This is a genomic window from Caulobacter sp. Root1455, from assembly GCF_001426905.1.
GTDB lineage: Bacteria > Pseudomonadota > Alphaproteobacteria > Caulobacterales > Caulobacteraceae > Caulobacter.
Genome location: NZ_LMFQ01000005.1, coordinates 40,858 through 63,154, shown reverse-complemented (window position 1 = coordinate 63,154; position 22,297 = coordinate 40,858). Strand labels below are relative to the sequence as shown.

The 22,297-nt window shown below is 68.8% G+C and carries 26 protein-coding genes, 1 tRNA gene and 1 pseudogene; 15 read left to right on the top strand and 13 right to left on the bottom strand.

The genetic code is table 11. The annotated features are described in order from the left end of the window. Window positions 1–399 precede the first annotated feature (399 nt). Both ASD21_RS04720 and ASD21_RS04715 read left to right on the top strand, forming a co-directional pair. Window positions 400–1,311, top strand: coding sequence for a formylglycine-generating enzyme family protein (locus ASD21_RS04720; RefSeq protein ID WP_056437594.1), 912 nt, complete (start codon window positions 400–402; stop codon window positions 1,309–1,311). 17 nt (window positions 1,312–1,328) lie between these two features. Continuing rightward, on the top strand, window positions 1,329–2,258 hold the full coding sequence (locus tag ASD21_RS04715) for an HAD family hydrolase (protein ID WP_056437501.1): 930 nt from the start codon (window positions 1,329–1,331) through the stop codon (window positions 2,256–2,258). Window positions 2,259–2,332: 74 nt separating this feature from the next. Here ASD21_RS04715 and ASD21_RS04710 read toward each other — a convergent pair whose 3' ends face one another. Both ASD21_RS04710 and ASD21_RS04705 read right to left on the bottom strand, forming a co-directional pair. Then, window positions 2,333–2,752 carry an EF-hand domain-containing protein gene (locus ASD21_RS04710; RefSeq protein WP_162250205.1) on the bottom strand — a complete coding sequence of 140 codons (420 nt, stop codon included), beginning with the start codon at window positions 2,750–2,752 and terminating at the stop codon, window positions 2,333–2,335. 88 nt (window positions 2,753–2,840) lie between these two features. Then, complete coding sequence (locus ASD21_RS04705; RefSeq protein WP_082554634.1) at window positions 2,841–3,950, bottom strand: BamA/TamA family outer membrane protein; 1,110 nt, start codon at window positions 3,948–3,950, stop codon at window positions 2,841–2,843. A 673-nt stretch (window positions 3,951–4,623) separates the two neighbouring features. Between ASD21_RS04705 and ASD21_RS04700 the strand changes: the two genes are divergently transcribed. Then, window positions 4,624–5,292, top strand: coding sequence for a response regulator (locus tag ASD21_RS04700; protein WP_056437492.1), 669 nt, complete (start codon window positions 4,624–4,626; stop codon window positions 5,290–5,292). A gap of 20 nt (window positions 5,293–5,312) precedes the next feature. Next, a complete protein-coding gene (locus ASD21_RS04695; protein WP_056437488.1) occupies window positions 5,313–6,371 on the top strand; it encodes a PAS domain-containing sensor histidine kinase in 1,059 nt (352 codons plus the stop codon). A 239-nt stretch (window positions 6,372–6,610) separates the two neighbouring features. On the opposite strand, the gene ASD21_RS04690 is transcribed toward ASD21_RS04695, so the two are convergent. Further along, window positions 6,611–6,955, bottom strand: coding sequence for a hypothetical protein (locus ASD21_RS04690; protein ID WP_056437485.1), 345 nt, complete (start codon window positions 6,953–6,955; stop codon window positions 6,611–6,613). A 567-nt stretch (window positions 6,956–7,522) separates the two neighbouring features. Here ASD21_RS04690 and ASD21_RS04685 point away from each other — a divergent pair. The 4 genes from ASD21_RS04685 to ASD21_RS04670 all read left to right on the top strand — a co-directional run bounded on the left by ASD21_RS04685 (window position 7,523) and on the right by ASD21_RS04670 (window position 9,546). Then, a complete protein-coding gene (locus ASD21_RS04685) occupies window positions 7,523–8,806 on the top strand; it encodes an alginate lyase family protein (protein ID WP_056437482.1) in 1,284 nt (427 codons plus the stop codon). A gap of 113 nt (window positions 8,807–8,919) precedes the next feature. Next, on the top strand, window positions 8,920–9,165 hold the full coding sequence (locus ASD21_RS04680) for a hypothetical protein (protein ID WP_056437479.1): 246 nt from the start codon (window positions 8,920–8,922) through the stop codon (window positions 9,163–9,165). Then, on the top strand, window positions 9,162–9,344 hold the full coding sequence (locus ASD21_RS04675; RefSeq protein WP_056437470.1) for a hypothetical protein: 183 nt from the start codon (window positions 9,162–9,164) through the stop codon (window positions 9,342–9,344). Before ASD21_RS04680 ends, ASD21_RS04675 begins: the two co-directional genes overlap by 4 nt. Before the next feature lies 1 nt (window position 9,345). Then, entirely contained in the window at window positions 9,346–9,546 is a 201-nt protein-coding gene (locus tag ASD21_RS04670; protein ID WP_056437467.1) for a hypothetical protein, read from the top strand. Here ASD21_RS04670 and ASD21_RS04665 read toward each other — a convergent pair. Genes ASD21_RS04665 through ASD21_RS04645 form a run of 5 tightly spaced genes read right to left on the bottom strand, consistent with a single transcriptional unit; the run spans window position 9,543 to window position 13,853 of the window. Then, window positions 9,543–10,361 carry an MBL fold metallo-hydrolase gene (locus ASD21_RS04665; protein ID WP_056437464.1) on the bottom strand — a complete coding sequence of 273 codons (819 nt, stop codon included), beginning with the start codon at window positions 10,359–10,361 and terminating at the stop codon, window positions 9,543–9,545. The two genes, ASD21_RS04670 and ASD21_RS04665, sit on opposite strands and share 4 nt — an antisense overlap. After that, complete coding sequence (locus tag ASD21_RS04660; RefSeq protein WP_056437461.1) at window positions 10,358–11,152, bottom strand: TatD family hydrolase; 795 nt, start codon at window positions 11,150–11,152, stop codon at window positions 10,358–10,360. Before ASD21_RS04660 ends, ASD21_RS04665 begins: the two co-directional genes overlap by 4 nt. A 4-nt stretch (window positions 11,153–11,156) precedes the next feature. Continuing rightward, the gene (locus ASD21_RS04655; protein ID WP_056437458.1) at window positions 11,157–12,161 is read right to left on the bottom strand and encodes a DNA polymerase III subunit delta'; all 1,005 of its coding nucleotides are present in this window, start codon (window positions 12,159–12,161) and stop codon (window positions 11,157–11,159) included. A 3-nt stretch (window positions 12,162–12,164) separates the two neighbouring features. Further along, entirely contained in the window at window positions 12,165–12,791 is a 627-nt protein-coding gene (gene tmk / locus ASD21_RS04650; RefSeq protein WP_056437593.1) for a dTMP kinase, read from the bottom strand. A 54-nt stretch (window positions 12,792–12,845) separates the two neighbouring features. After that, window positions 12,846–13,853 carry a septal ring lytic transglycosylase RlpA family protein gene (locus ASD21_RS04645; RefSeq protein WP_056437455.1) on the bottom strand — a complete coding sequence of 336 codons (1,008 nt, stop codon included), beginning with the start codon at window positions 13,851–13,853 and terminating at the stop codon, window positions 12,846–12,848. Window positions 13,854–13,993: 140 nt separating this feature from the next. Between ASD21_RS04645 and ASD21_RS04640 the strand changes: the two genes are divergently transcribed. The 4 genes from ASD21_RS04640 (at window position 13,994) to ASD21_RS04625 (ending at window position 15,981) form a co-directional block, all read left to right on the top strand. Further along, window positions 13,994–14,083: transfer RNA gene (locus tag ASD21_RS04640), tRNA-Ser, on the top strand. A 20-nt stretch (window positions 14,084–14,103) separates the two neighbouring features. Continuing rightward, window positions 14,104–15,021 (top strand): class I SAM-dependent methyltransferase, encoded by a 918-nt coding sequence (locus tag ASD21_RS04635; protein ID WP_056437453.1) that lies wholly within the window; start codon window positions 14,104–14,106, stop codon window positions 15,019–15,021. Next, window positions 15,018–15,755: a pseudouridine synthase gene (locus ASD21_RS04630; RefSeq protein WP_056437450.1), complete on the top strand. Its 738-nt coding sequence runs from the start codon at window positions 15,018–15,020 to the stop codon at window positions 15,753–15,755. Before ASD21_RS04635 ends, ASD21_RS04630 begins: the two co-directional genes overlap by 4 nt. Beyond that, entirely contained in the window at window positions 15,748–15,981 is a 234-nt protein-coding gene (locus ASD21_RS04625) for a sulfurtransferase TusA family protein (RefSeq protein ID WP_056437447.1), read from the top strand. Before ASD21_RS04630 ends, ASD21_RS04625 begins: the two co-directional genes overlap by 8 nt. Here ASD21_RS04625 and ASD21_RS04620 read toward each other — a convergent pair. After that, window positions 15,953–16,903 carry a YihY/virulence factor BrkB family protein gene (locus ASD21_RS04620; protein WP_056437444.1) on the bottom strand — a complete coding sequence of 317 codons (951 nt, stop codon included), beginning with the start codon at window positions 16,901–16,903 and terminating at the stop codon, window positions 15,953–15,955. The genes ASD21_RS04625 and ASD21_RS04620 overlap by 29 nt on opposite strands. 226 nt (window positions 16,904–17,129) lie before the next feature. Further along, entirely contained in the window at window positions 17,130–18,266 is a 1,137-nt protein-coding gene (locus ASD21_RS04615) for a CaiB/BaiF CoA transferase family protein (RefSeq protein ID WP_056437441.1), read from the bottom strand. 206 nt (window positions 18,267–18,472) lie between these two features. Here ASD21_RS04615 and ASD21_RS04610 point away from each other — a divergent pair, with 206 nt between their 5' ends. The 3 genes and pseudogenes from ASD21_RS04610 (at window position 18,473) to ASD21_RS04605 (ending at window position 20,593) form a co-directional block, all read left to right on the top strand. Then, window positions 18,473–19,798: a diguanylate cyclase domain-containing protein gene (locus ASD21_RS04610; protein WP_056437438.1), complete on the top strand. Its 1,326-nt coding sequence runs from the start codon at window positions 18,473–18,475 to the stop codon at window positions 19,796–19,798. 15 nt (window positions 19,799–19,813) lie between these two features. Next, window positions 19,814–19,905: pseudogene (locus ASD21_RS25185) on the top strand (hypothetical protein); the annotation flags it as partial. Window positions 19,906–19,948: 43 nt separating this feature from the next. Next, window positions 19,949–20,593 carry a DsbA family oxidoreductase gene (locus ASD21_RS04605; protein WP_056437590.1) on the top strand — a complete coding sequence of 215 codons (645 nt, stop codon included), beginning with the start codon at window positions 19,949–19,951 and terminating at the stop codon, window positions 20,591–20,593. Window positions 20,594–20,628: 35 nt separating this feature from the next. Here ASD21_RS04605 and ASD21_RS04600 read toward each other — a convergent pair whose 3' ends face one another. The 3 genes from ASD21_RS04600 to ASD21_RS04590 all read right to left on the bottom strand — a co-directional run bounded on the left by ASD21_RS04600 (window position 20,629) and on the right by ASD21_RS04590 (window position 22,295). Then, window positions 20,629–21,021: an SRPBCC family protein gene (locus ASD21_RS04600; RefSeq protein ID WP_056437435.1), complete on the bottom strand. Its 393-nt coding sequence runs from the start codon at window positions 21,019–21,021 to the stop codon at window positions 20,629–20,631. Window positions 21,022–21,093: 72 nt separating this feature from the next. After that, on the bottom strand, window positions 21,094–21,807 hold the full coding sequence (locus ASD21_RS04595; protein WP_056437432.1) for an NIPSNAP family protein: 714 nt from the start codon (window positions 21,805–21,807) through the stop codon (window positions 21,094–21,096). Then, entirely contained in the window at window positions 21,804–22,295 is a 492-nt protein-coding gene (locus ASD21_RS04590) for a hypothetical protein (RefSeq protein ID WP_056437429.1), read from the bottom strand. Before ASD21_RS04590 ends, ASD21_RS04595 begins: the two co-directional genes overlap by 4 nt. Window positions 22,296–22,297: the final 2 nt, after the last annotated feature.

The following is a 22,297-nucleotide window of genomic DNA, read 5'->3' as shown; positions in this document are numbered from 1 at the left end:
GAACGACCTCGGGGGACCGGCTTCAAGAAGAGGGCAGCAAAAGGCGTTTGGCGCGCGCGCGCCATCCGGCGAAGCGCCGAGGCGCTCGGGGAGAAACATGCAAGGACGGAAGGGTCGGTAGGGAATCTGCCCTTCCGCACCCGGGGGATCGCCTGATCGATAAGCGCCGCCGCGCATGGTCACTAGTGAAGATCTCGCGGTGGAGGCAGGCCATGCCAGAGTCACACGTCCCGCTCGCAGCCGCTCATGACGGTTCGCTGGACGTGGATGGCCCTGCCCTCCCCGACATGGTCTTCCGCGACGGTCCGTTCGGCTGACGGGGGGCGCATGAAGAACCTCGGCGATTCCGCCCTGTCCGCCCCGCCCGCGAAAACCTGGCGCCAGCCGCTTCGGGAAGCGATGACCTGGATCCCCGGCGGCGTCTTCACCATGGGATCGGACGATCACTACCCCGAGGAGCGGCCGTCGCGCCGGGTCTCGGTCGATGGGTTCTGGATCGATCCCAGCCCTGTGACCAATCAGCAATTCGCGCGGTTCGTGGACGCCACGGGCTATGTCACCTTCGCCGAACTGCCGCCCGATCCGAAGGACTATCCCGGCGCCGATCCGGCCCTGCTGGTCGCTTCGTCGATGGTGTTCTCTCCGCCGCGCGGACCGGTCGATCTGCATCATCATCTGCAATGGTGGGCCTTCGTCCAGGGCGCCAACTGGCGGTGTCCCTATGGCCCGGGAAGCGACATCCAGGGTCTGGGCGATCATCCGGTGGTCCACGTCGCCTGGGTCGACGTCCTGGCCTACGCCGCGTGGGCGGGGGTGGAGATTCCGACCGAGGCGGAGTGGGAATTGGCGGCTCGCGGTGGTCTGGACGAAGCCGAGTTCGCCTGGGGCGACACGTTCCTGCGCGGCGGCCGCCACATGGCCAACACCTGGCAGGGCGCGTTCCCCCATCAGAACACCTTGGACGACGGTTGGGCCAGGACGTCGCCGGTCGGCGCCTATCCGCCCAACGGCTACGGCCTCCACGACATGATCGGCAACGTCTGGGAATGGACGGCCGACTGGTGGTCGACGCCCGACGCGGGGGCCGAGGCGCCCCGCTGCTGCGCGGCCAAGAATCCACGGGGCGGGCTCGAGGAGGACAGTTGCGAGGCCGGAGGGCTTCCGATCCCCAGGAAGGTTCTGAAGGGCGGCTCGCATCTATGCGCGCCGAATTACTGCAAACGCTATCGGCCGGCGGCGCGACACGCGCAGCCGATCGACACCTCGGCGTCGCATGTGGGTTTTCGCTGCATTGTCAGATCCCGCGTCTGAGCCGCTCGGAGGCGACCATGACCAAAGTGCCGTTACCGAGTTGGGCCGACACCTCGCCTAGGCGGAAGATCCTGGACTTCGTCGCCCGTGTGACCCGCCCCGGCGGTCGCGACTACGTGGCCCCCGCCGACCGCATCGCGGTGTTCGACAACGACGGCACCCTGTGGGTCGAGCATCCGCTCTACGCCCAGGGGATGTTCGCCCTGGAGCGGGCCAGGCACATGGCGGCGTCACATCCCGAACTGGCCGCCAAGCCGGTCTTCCAGGCGTTCGTCAACCAGGACATGGCGGGGCTGGCCGCCTGCGGAAAGCAGGCGGTGGTCGAGCTGTTGCTGCACCTGCACGCCCACGCCACCGAGGAGGCCTTCGCGCTGGAGGTGGCGACCTGGCTGGTCGAGGCGCGGCACCCCCGTTTCGACAGGCCCTACACCGCCCTCGCCTACCAGCCGATGCGCGAGCTGCTGGCCTATCTGGCGGCCAACGACTTTCGCAACTTCATCGTCACCGCCGGCGGGACCGACATCGTCCGGATGTTCAGCGAGCAGATCTACGGCGTGCCGCGTGAGCGGGTGATCGGCTCCAGCGGCAAGACCGAGTTCCGGCTGAACGGCCGCCGCGGCGAGATCCGCAAGCTGCCCGAACTGCAGTCGTTCAACGAGTATTCGGAAAAGCCGGTCAATATCGCCCTGCACATTGGCCGACGGCCCATCGTGGCGTTCGGTAATTCCGACGGCGACCTGGCGATGCTCGAATACACCGCCTCGGGTCCCGGCCGACGCCTGCCGATGCTGCTGCATCACGACGACCCGGAGCGTGAATACGCCTACGACAAGGACACCCACGTCGGAAAGCTGGACGTGGCCATGACCACGGCGATCGAGCGAGGCTGGACGATCGTCAGCATGAAGGACGACTGGTCGCGGCTGTTTCGGGACAAGACCCTCTAGGCGGACGGGCCCGCCGACGATGGTCGACGGGCCGTGACGGAATGGAAACGCGTTCGAAGATCGCCGGCGACGGCCTAGTCGCCGACCGCCTTCTGGACTTTGGCGGCTTCCGTGCGCGTGACGAAGCCGTCGTGGTTCAGGTCGAACTTGGCGAACCTCGGGCCATAATAGGCGTCGACCTCGGCCGGGGTCACGAAGCCGTCCTTGTCGGTGTCGAGGATGCCGAAGAGCCCCGCCTTGCCGATCTTCGGCCAGCCGTCGACGCCCTCGGCGCGGACCTCGTTGCGCACCTGCTCCGCGCCCTTGGTCCATTCGGCCGCGCTGAGCTTGCCGTCCTTATCCTTGTCGGCGCGCATCAGGAAGGTCCGGCGGCTGTCCTGATATTCCTTCTGCGTCACCTTGCCGTCCTTGTTGGTGTCGGCGAGCAGTTGCTGGGCGTTCGCGGCGGACGTCGACAGCAACGCCACGGCGGTGATGAGCACGAGTCTACGCATATGAACCTCCAAGGAACGGGCCTCGGCCCTCGGTGAAATCAGGGGGATCGCGCGGCCTGGCCGTCGCGAGATCTCCGCGCGACGATCATCAGAAGGCCTCGCCGACATAGAAGTAGAGCGCCGAGGAGCCGTCCCCGATGGCGTAGTCGATGCTGAGGTTGACGTGGTATTTGGTGGAGGCCTCGAAGCGGGCGCCGACGCCGGCCGCGGGCAGGAGGTCCTTGGGGTTCATCTTCGAGAACTCGTTGGCCACCTCGCCGACACCGACGAAGGCCACCGCGCCGAAGCGCCCGTGGATCTTGCGCCGGACCTCGGCCTGGACCGCGAACATGGCGTGGTCGCGATATTGCCCCGCGGTGTAGCCGCGCAGGTCGTTGCTCTGGCCGTAGTTGCACAGGTCGTAGAACGGCCCGTTCTCTCCCGCCCGGCAGACCGACCCTCGCCAGGCCAGCACGGTCTTGTCGTTGACGCTGTGATAACCGTTCACCGCTCCGGTGAACCGCGGGTAGTCGAAGTCGCTGCCCAGGGCGTCGGCGGACACCAGCCACTGGGCGTTGGCGTAGAGGCCGGACTGGGGGAAGTACTCGCTGTTCCGGGTGTCGAATTCGCCGGCGAGGCCCAGTTGCGAAACCTGGCTCTGGAGCTGGATCTGCGGCAACTGCAAATTGGGAAACAGGCTGGCGGTGTCGAACGTCGAGTCCATCTTGATGTAGCGATAGCGAAGGCCGACGTGGACGTTCGTGCCTAGGTGCGACAGCACTTCGACGACCGCGCCGCTGACCTTCTGTTCCAGGGCGATCGAGCGCCCGTCGGAGCCCGCGTCCGAGCCGATGCCGAAGAAGTCGACATTGAAGACCCCGGTTCCGGCCCCGGCGGCGACCCGATATTTGTCGCCGCCCAGATAGGCCTTCTGGAACACCACGGCGCCCCAGCTCTTGCTGTCGGTATAGAGCCCGCCCGCGCCGCTGGTCCAAGGCCGCACCGAACCCTGGGGCTGGTAGATCGCGAGCGCGGCCACGCCCAGGCCGGTGCCGATCGCCGGGTTCGACAGCGGGATGGGCATGGCCACGAAGCTGGCCTTCTGCCCCCCGACCTGCTCCACCGGCGTGCGCAGACTGGTGGTGGAGATCTCGACATCCTGCGCTCGCAGGGCCGTCGGCAAAGCGATGAGAAATCCGCAGAGGAGCAGGCTTCGCATGACGGACGGCCTTCAGCGGGTGTCGCCGTCAACTTTGGGCGCCGGCCGAGCCTGAACAATCAGGTGAAATCCTACCCCTTTTCCGGAAGCCCCAGTATTTGCGTCGCGGATCGGCCCGACCATCAAACCATCGGGGGATTTAGGAGGGTCGACTAAGGGTTTTACCGGGTAGATTACCACGCCCAAGCACTGCAACCGTGCTTTCCGGGCAGAGGGAAGAGCTTTTAGATGCGTGGAGTGGCCACAACCTTCACGGGCGAGGCGCTTTTCGCCGGGGGATTGGATATTTCGCCGAGATTTGCGGCGGGAAAACCCCAGGCGTCGGTTGCGCCGTCGATCGATCCGATTGCGCCGCGGGCGGGCCTGTCCACGAGGGCCTGCCGCCAATTCCCCCAGAGTTTCGAGGCGATTTCCTCCACCCTCCTGGAGGAAGCGGCCACCGAAGACGGCGCCAAGTCTGCAAACCGGCCCTATTGGCCGGCTGGCGCCCAGCCTGACGGCCCATCTCGTCGTCGGCGCACCCTGATTTCGCCCAGGAATGCACACGAGTTTCGCGGGGTGACTGGAAGTTCGTCGATAGGGTTTTTCACAACCTTGCGCAGAAAACTCCGCAGGCATTTCAGCTAAAAGCAGACGATTGTAGTACACTTTTCCATCGGAGCGGGAATCGAAGATGCCCTTGCCTAGCACCCCGACCATTCTGCTCGCCGACGATCACTCGATCGTCCGGGCAGGGCTGCGCGAGGCGCTGGAATCCCAGCCGGGTTGGACCATCTGCGGCGAGGCCTCGAACGGACGTGACGCCGTCCGCCTGGCCAAGGAACTGGTTCCGGACGTCATGATCCTCGACATCAGCATGCCCGATCTGAGCGGCGTGATCGTCGCCCGCGACGTTCGCAAGCTGAAGACCCATACCGAGCTGCTGATCTTCACCATGCACGACAGCGAGCAGCTGGTGCGCGAGGTGTTCAGCGCCGGCGCGCGCGGCTTCGTGCTCAAGTCGGCCTCGACCGACAACATCATCGCCGCCGTGGCGTCCCTGCTGAACCACAAGCCCTACTTCTGCCCCGGGATCACCGACGCCGTGCTGCGCGGATACCTTTCGCCCGGCGGCCATGGGCTGGGGGAAGTGATCGAAGGGTCCGAGACCCTGACGACGCGCGAGCTGCTGATCGTCCAGCTGCTGGCCGAGTCCCGCAGCAACAAGGTCATCGCCTCGATGCTCGACATCAGCGTCAAGACCGTCGAGAGCCACCGCGGCAACATCATGCGGAAGCTGGGCGCCCATTCACTGGCGGACATCGTGCGCTATGCGATCCGCAACAAGCTGATCGAGGCCTAGCCATCCCGAGACTCCGCTGAATGCACACGGGCAAGAGCATGACCGGCGGGTTCGACCCGGCGTTCTACGAGTCGGCCCTGGACGCCTTCACGGCGAACGTCGCGGTCGTGGATGCAACCGGCGAGATCCTGGCGGTGAACGACGCCTGGGTTCAGTTCGTGGATTTCAACGACCTCAAGATCGCCAACCACGGCGTCGGCTGCAACTATCTGAACTTCTGCGATCGGCTGGGCACGCCCGGCGCCGCCGCGGTGGCCGCCGGCCTGCGGGCGCTGATCGCCGGGGGCGACGGACCCTTTCGGCACGAATACGTCATGCCGCTCGACACCGGTTCGTGCTGGGTGAAGTTGTCGGCGGTGCGTGTCGGCCACCGGGACCAACCCTTCCTGATCGTGACCCACGACGACATCTCCATCCAGCGGCGGGCGGAGCTGGGATTGCGGGAGGCCACGGCGCGCCTCCTGCATGCCGAGGATTCGGAACGACGGCGCATCGCGCGAGAGCTGCACGACAGCACCGCTCAGCATCTGGCGGGCGCGAAACTGATGTTGCGGCGGCTGGACGCCAAGGATCCGGTCAGCACCGGCCTGGTCCGAGACGAGGTGTCGGGCCTGCTGTCCAGCGCCTTGGACGAGATCCGCAGCTTCGCCTATCTGCTCCACCCCCCGGCGCTGGAGCACCTGGGGCTCGCCGCGGCGATCCGACAGTTCGCGACCGGCTTCTCGCGACGCGGGGACGTGGCGGTGACGATCGACATTCCGGACGATTTTCCACGACTGTCTCACGCCACCGAGATCGCGCTCTACCGCGTGGTTCAGGAAGCCCTGGCCAACGTCCACAGTCATTCCGGCAGCCAGCAGGCGGTCGTTCGACTGCGGGTCGCCGGCGAGATGGTTCTGCTGACGGTTCGCGATTTCGGCTCCGGCCTGCCGCCGAGGCGCGACAGCATTCCCGGCGTCGGGCTCGAGGGCATGCGTCTGCGTCTCGAGTTCCTGAAGGGGCATCTGTCGCTGCGCAATGCCGAACCGGGCCTGGCCCTGGAGGCCTGGGCTCCGCTCCTGCCCGAAGGCGAGGATTGATCCTGTTCAAGGGTCGAGGGAGAGCCGACCCGACACATGCGTCGGGACATGCGGGCCGGCTCTCGACTCGCGACCACGACGGCGCTCTTGGGGGATGAGCGAGCCGCGGCTTGCCAAGGGAAATCGGGGGTGACGCCTTGACGAGCGAGCCCAGCCAGATTGCGGCCGCCGTGGCGCGAACGCCATCGGGCCAAACCCTAGGACGAGACGCGAAAACCCTTATGACCGCTTGATTTGCGTCAGGCCAGGTGAACCGAATTCTTGATCGTGGCCGCGGCGGCTTGCTTCTGGCGCGCCCGGTCGATGGCGTCGTCGAGCAGCTTCAGGAACTCCGATTGCATCTGCATCGATTCGAGATCCGACGCCCGGACGCCGTCGAGGGTCGACTGTCGGATTTCTTCGAGCTGTTCGAGCGACAGCGCCGCGCAGAGGCGGAGACTGAGGAACTGCAGCGCGGCAACTCGGATCTCAAGATTTGTCATCGGTATGTCGCTGCGAAACCAGGGGGCGAGCAGATACGAACGGATGGAAGGTCGGATGTCGGCGACCGAGAAATCATAACTGTGGAGTTCAAGCTGCGCCACGACCGACTCCCCGTAGGCGAATCCCGCGACGGCGCCAGGGTGGAACGGACGAAACGCTGCTCGGATCGTTTCAGTTGTTAACAACGCCAATGAGAAGCTGGGAGAGCGTGAGCCGACAGCCGATCATTCGTGAATTTTCCGGGCCTCGAACGAACGGCGCGCGTGTTCCAAATCCTCGCTACGCGAGGAGCGCGCTTGAGACACTAGTGCAATGGGTGGGATGCTTCTTCAAGACCGTTACCGTTATCGGGGCGCGCCGTCCGATCTGAAATCAGGCGAACCCCGCTTTCGGGCACGGAAAACGACCTAGTAAGTGATGTGTGATCAGGCATTGCGTCGGACTGTGGAGAATTGGCCACGGCGCGCGCCGAGCCGGATCGCGCCCTGGAGCTCCGCCGCGGCCTGGCGCACCAGGCCCACCGACCCGGCCACGAGGCCTGTCGACTCAACTGACCAAATGCGACGTTTGGTCAGGCCAATTACTTGCGCCCCTCATCCGACCCGTTATGGTGCCGACCGAAGCGACGCCGGCTCCAAGGCGCGTCGAGGCGTTCGGGAGACGGATGGATGCGAACGAAAGCGGCTGTCGTCGGCCTCGCGGCTCTGGTGTCGCTGGGCGCGGTCGTTCCCGCCTTCGCCGCCGATCCCTCGGTCCCGCCGTCCCCGGCCGGCGTCTGCCAGGGCGGCGACGGAACCGCCGCGGCCTTCGGCGGGCGCCGCACCTTCCGCTGGAGCCCCGAGGGCCTGGAATACGCCAAGGCCCACCGCGCCGATCCCGCCGTCGCGCCCGCCTACGCCGCCGTGATCAAGCGGGCCGACGCCGCCCTGGCCGGGCCGACCTATACGGTCGTCGACAAGACCCGCACCCCGCCCAGCGGCGACAAGCACGACTATATCTCGATGGGCCCATACTGGTGGCCCGACCCGACCCGGCCGAACGGCGAGCCCTATCTGCGCCGCGACGGCGAGTTCAATCCCGAGCGCGCCACCAACGCCTTCGACGTGTCCGACCTGGACGCGATGAGCGCATCGGTCGAGGCCTTGTCCCTGGCCTACTGGTTCACCGACGACGCGCGGTACGCGGCCAAGGCCGCCCAGCTGCTGCGCGTCTGGTTCCTGGATCCGGCCACCCGGATGAACCCCAACGCCAAGTACGCCCAGGGCGTGCCGGGGCGCACCACGGGCCGGGCCGAGGGCGTGCTCGACACCTATCGTCTGTTGCGGGTGATCGAGGGCGTCGGCCTGCTGGCCCCGTCCAAGGCGCTGTCGAACGCCGACCAGAAGGGCCTGGAGCGCTGGTTCGCCGACTACACCATCTGGATGCGCACCGATCCCAACGGCCGCGAGGAGCAGGCCGCCGCCAACAATCACGGCATCTGGTTCGACTACCAACTGGCCGGGTTCTCGCTGTTCGCCCGCCAGGATGCGGTGGCCCGCCAGGTGGTGGCCGAGGCGGGCGCGCGGCGGATCGCGACCCAGATCGCGCCGAACGGCTCGCTGCCGCTGGAGCTGACCCGCACCCGCGCCCTGCATTACAGCTATTTCGCGCTGGAGGCCCTGGTCGGCACGGCGCAGTTCGGACGCTGCGTGGACCTGGACCTCTGGCGCTACCGGACCGCCGACGGCCGCGGCCTGCGCGCGGCGTTCGACTTCCTGGCGCCCTATGTCGGCCAGGAGGCCAGCTTCCCCTATCCCGAGCTGAAGCCGCAAGACGCCTCATCCGAGGCCCTGCCGCTGTTCGCGGCGGCGGCCCAGGCCTATGGCGACGAGGCCCTGGCCGACAAGGCCGCGACCCTGGCGGAGCGTTATCCGGCCAATCTCAGCCGCCTGCTGGTCGCGCCAAGGCCCTGACGTCTTTGCAGCGCGATCCAAAAGCGCCGGAGCTATTGGGGCGTGAGCGCGCTATACTGCCCGAGCTCGTGATCGCCCCGCGCCATGCGGGATCGCCAGCCTGAAAGAACCTCATGTCCGACCATCCGGACACGCGTCAGGCGACGCGTTGGACAGCCCTGTTGGAATCCATCGGCATCCACCAGATCACCGCCCGGGAGATCCGGGCCGAAACCTTCTTCCTTGGCAATCGCCACAAGGGTCGGGTCGTGCCCGGCGCGGAGCTGGAGCTTCGGGCGTCGGACCTGCCCGCGCGTCGCAAGGCGCTGCTGCGGGCTGTCATCCGCGCCGCGCCGACCGTCTCCGAGGCCGGCCAATGAACGACGAGGAAGCCCAGGCGCTGCGCCGGGAAAACGACTACCTCAAGCGCCGCAACGCCCAGCTGCAAGACGATGTCACCAGCCTGGGCGGCCAGGTTCTGCGGATGCAGCAGGAGCTGGAACGGGTGAGCGGCCGGCGGGCGATGGTGTCGCCGGATCCATTGTCGGGCGGCCAGTAGCGTGACGCTTTCGCCGAGCCAACTGGTGGCGCTGAAGAACCTGGCCCGCAAGAAGGCGGGCGATGCGGTCGACTGGATCAATATCGCCGACGCGCGGGCCCTGACCGATCTGGGCCTGGCGGAGCGCAACGGCGGCGGCTGGGTGATCACGGCCGCCGGAACCGTCGCCCTGGCCGACCGCGACCGCGGACATTCCGACTAGTCGTTCCCGAAACGCATGCCGTCATAGGCCGGCTCGACGCCCGGCGGAAGTTTCGCCGCCAAGGCGTTGAAATCCAGGTCGATATGCAGGTTGGTCAGGATGGCGCGGCGCGGCTTGGCGCGGGCGATCCATTCCAGGGCCAGCCCGACATGGGCGTGGGTCGGATGCGGCGTCCAGCGCAGGGCGTCCACCACCCAGACGTCGAGGCCTTTCAACGCCGCCCAACTCTCCTCGGGAAAGCCGATCGCGTCGGGCGTATAGGCGACGTCGCCGAACCGGTAGCCGACCGCGCGGATCTCGCCGTGGTCGACGTCGAAGGTGGTCACGGGGATCGCGCCGCTGGGGCCGTCGATCCGCCAGGTCTGGCCGTGCGGCGGAATGGCGTGAGCCTCGCAGATGGCCGGATAGCCGCCCTGGCTCTTGAAGATGTAGTCGAAGCGTCGCCCCAGGCTGGCCGTCGTATAGGCGTCCATATAGGTCGGCACGCGCTGGCGGGCGTTCAGGAAGAACGGCCGCAGATCGTCGATCCCGTGGGCCTGGTCGGCGTGGTCGTGGGTGAACAGGCAGGCGTCCACCCGCTTGATCCCCGCCCTTACCGCCTGCAGACGAAAGTCCGGAGCGGTGTCGACGACGACCGTGGTCTCGGCGGCCGGATCGCCGCCCGCCTTGATTCCTGGGCGGCGCACCAGCAGCGAGCAGCGGGTGCGGGTGTTCTTCGGCTCGGCCGGGTCGCAATCGCCCCAGTTGCCGTCGGCGCGCGGCACGCCGCCCGACGAACCGGAGCCCAGGATCGTGAACTCCAGCTTTCGGGTCATGCCTGTTGCTTCCTGGGCCGAGGAATCCGGTCGAACAGAGCGAAGAAGGCCTCCTCGGTGCGAGCTTCGGCGTCGGCGCGGGTCCAGCCCCGGACCTCGGCCAGCTTGTCCAGCACGTGCGGCAGGTAGGCCGGTTCGTTCCGGCGGCCGCGCATCGGCACGGGGGCCAGGTACGGGCAGTCGGTTTCGAGGATGATCTTGTCGGCCGGCATGTCGGCGATGATGTCGCGCACCGCTTGCGCCTGCTTGAAGGTGGCGATGCCGGACACCGAGAACCACGCCCCCAACGCCGCCATCCGCTTCGCCAGCTCGGGGCCGCTGGTGTAGCAGTGCATCAGCAGCTTGAACGCCCCCTTGGCGTGTTCCTCCTCGAGGATGTCGCCCATCACCTGATCGGCTTCGCGGGTGTGGACCACCAGCGGCAGGCCGGTCTGGCGGGCCGCCGCCACATGGGCGCGGAACACGTTCGCCTGCACGTCGCGCGGGCTGAGGTCGTAATGGAAGTCCAGGCCCGTTTCGCCGACGCCGATCACCTTCGGCCGGCCGGCCAGCTCGACCAGGCGTTCGGTCGTCAGGTCGACGTGGTCCTTGGCTTCATGCGGATGGGCGCCCACCGTGCACCAGATGTCGTCGTTGGCCATGGCGATGGCGTGGACGGCCTCGAACGACGGAATCTTGTCGCAGATGGTGACCATCAGTTCGATCCCGGCCTCGCGGGCGCGGTCGATCACCGCTTGGCGATCTTCGTCGTACTGATGGGCGTGCAGGTTTACGTGGCTGTCGATGAGCATGCGGTCACATGGCCGCCCGGGCGGCGGCGCGCAAGTCCATGATCGCGGTCCAGAACACGTCGGCGCGGTCCAGGTTCACGGCCTCGGCCTCGTCCGGCGCGCGGACGATCTTCTCCCAGGCCGCGACCCAGCGATCCAGGCCCGCCGGGGTGCGCTCGCCGGCCATGCCGGTGGCCATGGCGTGGATCTGGTCGCCCAGGCGGTCGAACAGCAGCTCGAAGCGCTGGACGCCCTCGGCCCCCCGGAAGGTGTCGGCCATGGCCAGCAGCGCGCCCTCGTCCAGGTCGGGCAGCTTGCGCAGGATCTCGCCGGCCGCGTCGTCGGCCTCCAGCGCCCCGGCGGCGGCCAGTTGCAGGGCACGGCCCGGCGCGCCCTTGGCCATGCGGGCCAGGCGGTCGGCGTCGTGGGCCGAGACCCCTGCCCGCTGTTCGACCATGGCCGCGGCCTTGCCGAGATCCGGCGCGGGCACCACCAGGCGGCGGCAGCGCGAGCGGATGGTCGGCAGCAGGCGGCCGGGCGAATGGCTGATCAGCAGGATCACCCCGCGCGGCGGCGGTTCCTCAAGAGTCTTCAATACGGCGTTGGCGGCGTTGACGTTCAGGTCGTCGGCCGCGTCGATGATCGCCACGCGGTAAGGCGAGATCGCCGGGGAGTTGGCGAAGAAGGCCGGCAACAGGCGGGCCTCGTCGACCGGGATCGACTTGCGGGCCTTGCCGTCATCGGTGGCGCGTTCCAGCACCATCAGGTCGGGATGCGACCGCGCCGCGACCTGGCGGCTGACGACGTCGGTCGGCGCGGAGCCCAGGAGGCCGAAGGCGGGATCGGGCCGCGCACCGAGCAGGCGGCGGGCCATGCGGTAGGCCAGGGTCGCCTTGCCGACGCCCTCCGGCCCGGTCAACAGCCAGGCGTGATGCAGTCGGCCGCGATCCAGGGCGTCCAGGAAGGCCAGTTCGGCGGCCTCGACGCCGTCGATGGCGAACACGTCGCGCGGGTGCGGAGGCGCGTCCATGCCCTAGAGGCCCAGCCGGGTGGACACGGCGGCCCAGACATCGGCCCAGACCGCGTCGATGGCGTCGTCGGCCTCGATCACCACGCAGCGCTCGGGTTCGCGGCGGGCGATCTCCAGGAAGGCCTCGCCCAGGCGCTGGTGGAACGCCAGGCCCTTGGACTCGAAACGCGCCTCGCCGCCCCGGGCCAGGGCGCGCTCCAGGCCGACCTCGGCCGGAATGTCGAAGATAAGGGTCAGGTCCGGGACCGTGCCGCCCAGGACATGCTCCTCCAGCGCCTTGATCAGGCCGATCGGCGCCTCGCCCCCGGCGCCCTGATAGGCCCGGGTGCTGTCGGCGAAGCGGTCGCACAGCACGATCGCCCCGCGCTCCAGGGCCGGTCGGATCACCCGCTCGACGTGGTCGCGTCGCGAGGCGTACATCAGCAAGGTCTCGGTGACCGGCGACCAGCGGTCGATGTCGCCGTTGAGGATCAGATCGCGAATCTGCTCGGCGCCGGGGCTGCCGCCCGGTTCGCGGGTCAGCACCACGTCGGCGCCGTCCGCCTTCAGGCGTTCGGCCAAGCGGCGGATCTGGGTGGACTTTCCAGCCCCCTCGCCGCCCTCGAAACTGATGAAGGTTCCACGCGTCACCGGCTCCAAATCGGCCGTAACGCCCGTCTTGTCCAGAGCCGATCGCCGCCCAGGCTAGGGACCCAGCACCGTGGCGTCGGAAAAGCCCAGGGCGGCGACGCGATCGCGCACGCCGAAGGCTTCGGCCTCGTCGGGACCGGCCCTGACGATCACGCGGTAGAGCACGTTCGGGCCGCGTTCGATCGACTCGATCGAGGCGTCCCCCGTCCCGCCCAGCTGGGCCAGGGCGCGTTCGGCGTTGCCAAGGTTGGCGAAGGCGCCGGCCTGGACGCGATAGGCGCTGGCCAACGCCGGCGTCGGCATCGGCGGGGGCGCGGGCTCGGCCGGAACCAGGGGCGCCGACTCCTGGGGCGCCGGCGGCGGCGCGAAGTCCGGGTCGGCGGCCTTTGGCGGCGGCGGCGGACCATAGGCCGGCTGGGCCGGCGGCAGGCCGGACGCATAGACGCGTGTCTTGGGCGGCGGGGCGTAACGCGGTTCGGGCGGCGGCGGGGCCGCGGCGATGATCCGGGGCGCGTCGAACGGGGTCTTGCTGGCGGGACCGATATAGCGGACGCGGACATGGGCGACTCCGGCCCGGTCGTAGCCCAGCTGTTCGGCGGCGGCCTTTGACAGGTCGATGATCCGGCCGTCGATGAACGGGCCGCGATCATTGACCCGCACCTTCATCTTGCGGCCGTTGTCGAGATTGGTGACCTCGACGATGCTCGGCAGCGGCAGGGTCTTGTGGGCCGCCGAGGGCAGATCCATGTCGAAGATCTCGCCGTTGGCCGTGCGACGATTGTGGAACTGCTCGCCGTACCACGAGCCGACGCCCCGCTCGTCATAGTCCGGATCAGCCTTGGGATAATACCAGATCCCTCTGATCTGATAGGGCTTTTCGGTGCCGCGCAGGCCCGAGGTCGAGCCCGGCGCCGGCGGTCCGGAATAGGGCCTGGCGGTGGAAGCCGCCTGCGGCAGGCGGGTCGGCAGCGGCGTGGCGCAGGCGGCCAGGCCGGCGCAGCCCAGGGCGGCCACGGCCGCGCCGCGCAGCAGACGGAACTCGTCTCGCGCCTCGCCTCTCATGACCGAACGCCCTCCTGAGGGTTGTATACAGGAAAACAGGGTCGTTCAGGAGGCTTGAGGTCTGGTTAATCAAAGGTGCGACCAAACGCGCTGGAAACGACTGGAGCGCGTGCGCGACCGCTGATATAGGCCCCTGCTCCGGGCAGGTGGCCGAGTGGTTTAAGGCAGCGGTCTTGAAAACCGCCGTGGGTGAAAGTCCACCGTGGGTTCGAATCCCACCCTGCCCGCCACATCTCCCGAGATCCGTTCCATGTCAGACTCCGTCCGCGCCGCCGTCTACGGCTTTCCGTCCTTCGACGTGGTCGACGTGCCCGGCGGCGCCGTTCAGGTCTCGCCCCTCGTGGTCGGGTCTGCCGATCTGGCCGATCTGACCGATGGCGCGCTGGACGAGATCGTGATCCAGGCCCCGGCCGGCGTCGCCGAGCGGCGCTATGTCCTGGCCCAGGCCTTGCGGGCGCTGAAGGTCGAAGGGCGGCTGACGGCCCTGGCCCCCAAGGATCGCGGCGGCCTGCGGATGAACAAGGAGCTGACCGCGTTCGGCTGCACGGTCGGCGAGAGCGCCAAGCGCCACCAGCGGATCTGCGTGGCCCTCAAGCCCGCCAACCCTGTCGGCCTGGACGCCGCCATCGTCGAGGGCGCGCCGCGCCGCCTGGACGGCGACGGCCTGTGGACCCAGCCCGGCGTATTCAGCTGGGATCGCCTGGATCCCGGCTCGGCCCTGCTGCTGAAGTCGCTGCCGCCGCTGAGCGGGGCCGGCGTCGACCTGGGCTGCGGCATCGGCGTCCTGGCCCACGCCGTTCTGACCTCGCCCAAGGTCACCAAGCTGACCCTGATCGATCTGGACCGCCGGGCGGTCGAGGCGGCCAGGCGCAACGTCGACGACCCGAGGGTCGAGGTCGTGCAGGCCGACGCCCGGCGCGGCGCCGACCTGGCGACGGGCCTGGACTTCGTGGTCACCAATCCGCCGTTCCACGAGGGCGGCGGGGAGGACAAAAGCCTGGGCCAGGCCTTCATCACCTCGGCGGCGGGCATGCTGCGCAAGGGCGGCGTGCTGTGGATCGTCGCCAACCGCCACCTGCCCTACGAGGCGGTGCTGAACGAGTCCTTCAAGAACGTCCGCCCGGTGGCCGACGCCGGCGGCTTCAAGGTCTACGAGGCTCGGAAATGACCAAGGCGCTGATGGCGCGTCTGGATCGCCTGCTGGCCAATCTCGGCTACGGCAGCCGGCGCGACGTCCAGGCGCTGGTCTCGGCCGGCAAGGTCATGCTCGACGGCGCGGCCGTCAGGGACGCGGGGCAGAAGATCGCTGTCACCGCCGACCTGCCGCTGCGGATGAAGATCCGGGGCCTTCCCGTTGATCCGCCGGCGCCTCTGGTGCTGATCATGCACAAGCCGCTGGGCGTGGTCTGCTCGCACCGCGAGGACGGCGAGCGGATCTACGACCTGCTGCCCAAGCGCTGGCAGATCCGCGACCCGGCCCTGTCGAGCGTCGGGCGGCTGGACAAGGACACCTCGGGTTTGATCCTGATCACCGACGACGGCGACTACCTGCACCGGGTGATCTCGCCCAAGCGCCACGTGCCCAAGGTCTATCGCGCGACGCTGGACCGGCCCCTGACCGGAACCGAGGGGCCGGCCTTCGCCGGCGGGACCCTGATGCTGGAGGGCGAGGAAAAGCCGCTGCTGCCGGCGAGCCTGGAGGTGCTGGGCGAGCGCGAGGCGCGGCTGACGATCACCGAGGGCCGCTACCACCAGGTGCGCCGGATGTTCGCCGCCGTGGGCAATCACGTGGTCGGCCTGCATCGCGAGCGGATCGGCGGGATCGCCCTGCCCGACGACCTGGCGCCGGGTGAGCACCGCATCTTGACGGCGGCCCAGGCCGAGGCGGTGTTCGATGCCTGACGAAATCCTGATGGACGCCCGCGGCCACCGCTGCCCCGTCCCCACCCTGCGCCTGCGCCGGGCCCTGGAAGCGGCGCCGGCCGGCGGTCTGGTCCGCCTGCTGGCCGACGACCCGCTGGCCCGCATCGACGTGCCGCATTTCGCCGCCAGCGCCGGGGCCACCGTGCTGGAGATCGTCGACGCCCCGAACGGCGTGATCAGCTTTCTGGTGGCGAAGGCGCCTTGAGCTGAATGGCCTTGGGGCCCTCGAGCAGGGCCCGGGGCCGCTCATCGAGCGCGATCTCCATCTCGGTGGCCAGGGCGCCGCCGAAGAACACGGCGTTGACGCTCCACGACAGCCAGATCAGGAAGATGATCACCGCCGAGATCGAGCCGTAGGTCGCGCCCAGATGGGCCACCTGCTCGACATAGAAGGCGCTGGCCCACGACATGAAGACGCACATCACCGCCGCGGCGAAGCCCCCGGTCGTCGAGGCGCGCCAGCCGACCGGGGCGCGCGACATGGCGTAGCGGTAGATCAGGGTCATGCCCAACATCAGGCCCAGGCTGGCCCAGGTCCATTCGCTCTGGATCCATGACACGCCGGCCAGGGGGCGCAGGTTCAGGGTGCTGGCCAGCAGGCGGAAGGTCAGGAACACGCCCGACAGCACGAACAGCAGCACGAAGGCGGCGACCAGCACCACCAGGGCCATGAAGTTGAAGCCGAAGAAGCCGCGCTGGTCCTCCTCGTCATGGATGAAGGACAGGCCGGCCAGCAGCGCCTTGAAGCCGCGATGGGCGGCGTAGAGGCCGATGACCAACACCACGGCGCTCTGCGCGGAAACGGCCTTCTCCGGCGCGTAGGCCAGTCGGGCCAGCTCGCTCTGGAAGATCGGCCGGGCGCCGGACGGCATCAGGAACGACAGCTTGTCGGCCTGGAAGGCGGCCTGTTCCGGGGTCAGCAACAGGCTGAACATGCCGATCAGGATCGCCAGGCCGGGAAACACCGCCAGCAGGATGAAGAACGACACGCCGCCCACATAGAGCATCACGTCGCGGCCCCACAGGCGCTGCAGGGCCAGGCCCAGAACGCGCAGGATCTCGCTCACCCAATGGATCGGATCGAGATCGAGGTCCCGAAAGCGAAGACGGTCCTGGGGGGATTTCATGCGGCGGAAACTGACCTCGGCGCCGCGTCGACGCAAGCTCACCGCCGAAAAAACATTGGCTCAGGCACAAAGACCCGCCGCTTCAGGGAAAGCGGCGGGTCTCCGCAGGACGAACCTGAACCGATCGCCGCATCGAGGGACGGGTGGCGCGACGGCCGGTTGCGAGATCAGGTTTAGACCTCGCCGGCTGAACCGGACCTGAATGCCGCTGTCAGGAGAAGGTCGTTCAGAGCGCGCCCTGCGCCTTCAGCGCGGCGATCGCGTCGGCCGAGAAGCCCCAGTCGCCCAGCGCCGCGTCGTTGTCGGCCCCGATCTTTGGCGGCGGGCCCTGGATCGCGCCGGGGGTGGCCGAAAAGCGCGGGGCCGGGGCCGGCTGGGTCACGCCGGCCACCTCGACGAAGGTCTGGCGGGCGGCGTTGTGGGCGTGGGCCGGGGCCTCGTCCATGGTCAGGACCGGGGCGAAGCAGACGTCGGTGCCGTCCATCAGGGCGCACCAGTCGTCGCGAGTCTTCGTGGCGATCACCGCCGCCAGCTTCTCGCGAAGCTGCGGCCACTCCTCGCGGCTCATCTGGTGCTGGAACTGCGGGTCGGTGATCCCCGTCTTTTCAAGCAGAAGCAGGTAGAACTGCGGTTCGATCGAGCCGATCGAGATCCACTTGCCGTCGCTGCATTGATAGGTGTCGTAGAAGTGCGCCCCGCCGTCGAGCAGGTTGGAGCGCCTTGCATCCCCCCACATGCCGCCGGCCTTGAAGCCGTAGAACATGGCCATCAGCGAGGCCGCGCCGTCGCTCATCGCGCAGTCGATCACCTGGCCCTGGCCGGTGGCGCGGGCGTGGATCACGCCGGCCAGCAGGCCGAAGGCCAGGTAAAGCGCCCCGCCCCCGAAATCGCCGACCAGGTTCAGCGGCGGCACCGGCTTGTCCCGCGTGCCGATCGCCGCCAGGGCGCCGGTGATGGCGATGTAGTTCATGTCGTGGCCGGCGGCCTTGGCGTAGGGACCGGTCTGGCCCCAGCCGGTCATGCGGCCGTAGACGAGCCTGGGATTGCGGGCCAGGGCGAGGTCCGGGCCCAGGCCCAGGCGTTCCATGACGCCCGGACGGAAGCCCTCGATGATCCCGTCGGCGCCTTCCATCAGCTTCAGGCAGGTCTCCACCGCGGCCGGCGACTTCAGGTCCAGCGCCACCGAGCGGCGACCCCGAGCGGTGACGTCGGCGGGCGAGCTGCGCCCCGACCCCTTGCGGTCGATCCGCACGACGTCGGCCCCCAGGTCCGACAGCAACATGCCGCAGAACGGTCCCGGACCGATCCCGGCGAATTCCAGCACCTTCAGGCCGGACAAAGGTCCTTGGGGTCCCTGGGCCATATGTTCCTCCCGGCCGACTCTCGCGGCGTTTGTCTCTCGAACCACTAGAACGACCCTGCCCTTCGGTCAGGCAAGAGCGTTTGTCTGTTCACAGGCCTGCGGCGATGCGCACCTATGAGGCGGGGCGGCCTCTGCTATGTTGCAGCGTCGAATCTCGAGGACGCCGCGTCGTCGAGCGATACCGGTATCCGGGGCGGAGGCTTGAGTTGGCGGTGAACGCCCGAATCCTGATCGTGGCGCGCGACGATTCCCGCGCGGGGCCGCTGTCCGAAGGGCTCGACAAGCTCGGCTGGCGGACCATCACCGCGCGTGGCCCCTACGCCGCCCTCGCCGCCCTGGGCGACCTGAACATCGAGGCGGTGATCGTCGACCTGGAGAGCGCCGGTCCCGACGCCCATTCCCTGTCGCGCCGCCTGAAGGCGGCGGTGGCCCCGCGCCGCCTGCCCGTCATCGCCATCGGCGAACCCGGGACGGAGGGCCACCTTCAGGCCTTCGACCTGACGCTGTCGCCGCCCCTGCATCCCAGCCAGGCCGTGCTGCGCCTGGAATCCCTGGTCCGCACCGCCATCGCCGAGGAGGAGTTCGAGCTCCGCCTGGCCACGTTCGGCGATCGCGGCCGGCGGCTGGACCTGCCCGAGCCCCAGGCTGAACCGTTCCGCATCCTGGCGATCGGCGAGCCGGCCCCGCAGTTCCTGGCCCTGTCCAACGCCCTGAGCCGCAGCGGGGCCGACGTGGTCGGCGCCTTCACCGCCTATACGGCCTTCGACTATCTGCACGAGCGGGCTTTCGACGCCGTGGTGCTGTGGGCCGGCGACAATCAGCAGGAAGCCTTGTCGATCGCGGCCGGCATGCGCCGCAACACCCGCCTCTTCCACATTCCGGCCCTGCTGTATCTGAAGGCCGAGAGCCATGTGACCATGTCGGAGGCCTTCCATCGGGGCGTGTCCGACGTCGCCTCGCCCGAGACGGCCGAGATCGAGACCGCCAAGCGGGTCATCGAGCTGGCCCGCAACTATCGCCGCGGCGAAGCCATTCGCGGCGCGCTGGAGAAGGCCCGCAGCTCGGGCCTGATGGACGCCGCCACCGGCCTGTTCACCCGCGACCTGTTCGCCGCCCACCTGGTCCGCCTGGCCGGGGCCGCGCGCGAGCGCGCGCGACCGCTGTCGATCTGCGTGCTGCGGGTGGCCGACAAGCCCGACACCGTCTGGGCCCGCAAGAACGGCTGGCTGGACCGCGCCATCCCGCAGATCGGCTCGATGGTCGGACGGCTGGTGCGGGTCGAGGACACCGCCGCGCGCCTGGCGCCGGAGGTCTTCGCCCTGGCCCTGCCCGCCACCAACAACGCCGCCGGCCGCGCGGCCGCCGAGCGGATCGCCGCGGTGATCGGCTGCACGGCCTTCGACGCCGGCGACGACCGCCCGCCGTTCGTCTGCGAGTTCGACATCGGCGTGGCCCAGATCGAGGCCGGCGAGAGCGCCGTCCACGCCCTGGAACGCGCCGCCGCCCAGGCCCTGCAGCGTCACTCCGCTTAGAGCCCGACGCACGAAATCCTAGTCCTTCGACAAGCTCGGGATGAGGATTTTCAAGGCGGCGCGCCGGCAATCGTCCTCATCCCGAGCTTGTCGAAGGACGAGGACGTCCCTAGGTGCTGGGGCGTTCGCTCTCTCTTGAAGGACCGCGCCATGGGCCAGCCGCTGCTGATCGACCTCGTCGCCGACGTCGTCTGTCCCTGGTGCTATCTGGGCTGGCGGCGGGTGAAGTCGGCCGTGGCCCTGCGGCCCGACGTCGAGCCGCTGATCGTCTGGCGGCCCTATCAGCTGGACCCGAGCCTTCCCGAGCAAGGCGTTGATCGCAAAGCCTATATGGCCGGCAAGTTCAAGGACGCCCTGAAGCTGAAGGCGGTGCACACGGCCTTGGTCGAGGCTGGGACCGAGGAAGGCATCGTCTTCGATTTCGACGCCATCGAACTGTCGCCCAACACCAGCGCCGCCCATCGCCTGATCCGCTGGGCGCATGGGGCGGGCAAGCAGGACGCTGTCGTCGAGGCGCTGTTCGCGGCCTATTTCACGCAAGGTCGCGACATCGGCGACCCCGTGGTGCTGGCGCAGATCGGCGAGGCGGCGGGCATGGATCCGGTGGTGATCCTGCGCCTGCTTTCCGAGGGCGCGGACAAGGACACCGTCGCCCGCGAGCACGCCATGGCCGTCCAGGGCGGGATCACCGGCGTGCCGTTCGCGATCTTCGGCGGCAAGCTGGCGGTCGTCGGCGCCGAGAGCCCGGAGAACATCGCCCAGGCCATAGACAAGGCGCTTGAACAGGCGGCCTGAAACCAAACCCTCCCCTAACGGGGGAGGACCTCGTCTCATCCCTCCAGCGTCGTCTTCATCGCCGCGCAACCCAGGTCCATGAAGCCGGCGACCCGCTCGGCCGCGTCATGCGGCAGCAGGTCGGCGATCCAGACGATGCGGCTGCCCTCGCCTTCCTTGAGCACCTGCATGGCGCCGTTGTGGTGGGTCAGCAGCGGGCTGCCGACCACCGACCAGACCAGGCGGCGGGTCTCTTCGTCGACCGCGACGATCAGCTCGCGAGCGACCAGGCCGGCGGCGAAGGTGACGATCCGGGCCTCCCCCTCCACCTGACAGTCGGTCAGCACGCCGGGACACAGGCGCTGATGGACGTGACCCCAGTCGCGCACCGCGTCCCAGACCTGGCCTGGCGCGCGCGCGACATCGACGGACTTGGTGATCGTGGCCATGGAAATCTCCTCTCGAGGTTTCCCAGACTCTGGCAAATCAGCGGGCCGACGGCTGGCGGGATCCGGACCCGGTCATCTGAGCCGCGAACGGACCGTCGGCGCCAGGCGCAGCCGCTGGATCACGCCCCGCTTGGACACCACGCCGAAACCGTCGCCCAGACCCGCCTTTTCCGCGCGGGCCAGATGATCGGCATGGGCCGCGGCGTCGGCGAAGCGGCCGACCCAGACCAGCACGGTCTCGCCTTCCCGCACCGGCAGGCGGGGAAAGGTGTTCTCGGCCGCCTCGGTGAGCATCCAACCGGCGACGGACGCCCCGGCAGCCTCGAGGGCCGGACGGACCTCCGCCTCGAACCGTTCGGCGAAGTCCGGTCCCGGCGGGCCGTCCAGGGCCTGGATCGTCACGCCGATCAGGGACGCGGGGCCCGGGTCCGCTCCCGCCGGCCCGCGCGGCGGCAGGTCGAAGCGCGCGGCGGTCACGGGCGGCTTCAGCAGCAGGACGTCATCATTGTCGGCGAGCGTGGCGTTGGCGGCCTCGCGATGAGCCCGCCAGACCGGGCCGCCGTAGAAGGCCTCCAGCGCCGCCCTGCGGGCCGCCATGTCGTCGAAGCCGCGCATCCAGACGAAATGACCGGGCGCGTCGAGATCGCGGAACTGGCCGATCAGGCTCATGCCCTCGGCCTCCTGGCTCTCGACGAAGGCGCGCTCGAACAGCGCGATCAGGTCGTCGCGTCGCCCCGGTTTCATCCGGTACTGGCGCAGCTCGATCACGGCCTGGCTCAGGCTCATGCCGCGTCCTCCGAACGCGTGAAGTCCATGATCCAGTTGGCCTCCCAGGTCGCGCCGCCGTCCAGCGAGAAGCTCTGGGTCCAGCGGGCCGAGCGCGGGGTGATGTCGGACCAGACGTAGCGGGCGCGGACCGCCCGGTCGCCGTCGAGGTCGTCGCCCTCGAACAAGCCCACGCCGTCCTTGAATCCGCCGGTCACCGGCGGCCGCAGCCGGCCCTCCAGGCTGCTGATCCACCAGATCGACCACAGGCCGGTCGCCAGGTCGAAGCTGCGCAGGGAGACGCCGGAGAAGCCGCGCTCGGGCATGGCGATCTCCTCGACATTGACCAGGCCGCCCAGGCGCGGTTCGCAGGTCGCGGCGGCGCCGAACACGTCCCAGTCCTGGGCGCCGACATGGCGCTGCTTCAGCCGACGATGGACGATGCGCCAGCGGCCGTGCAGGAAATCGAAGGCGTGGGCGCCGGCGGGCGTGTCGTCGGAGGCGGTCATGC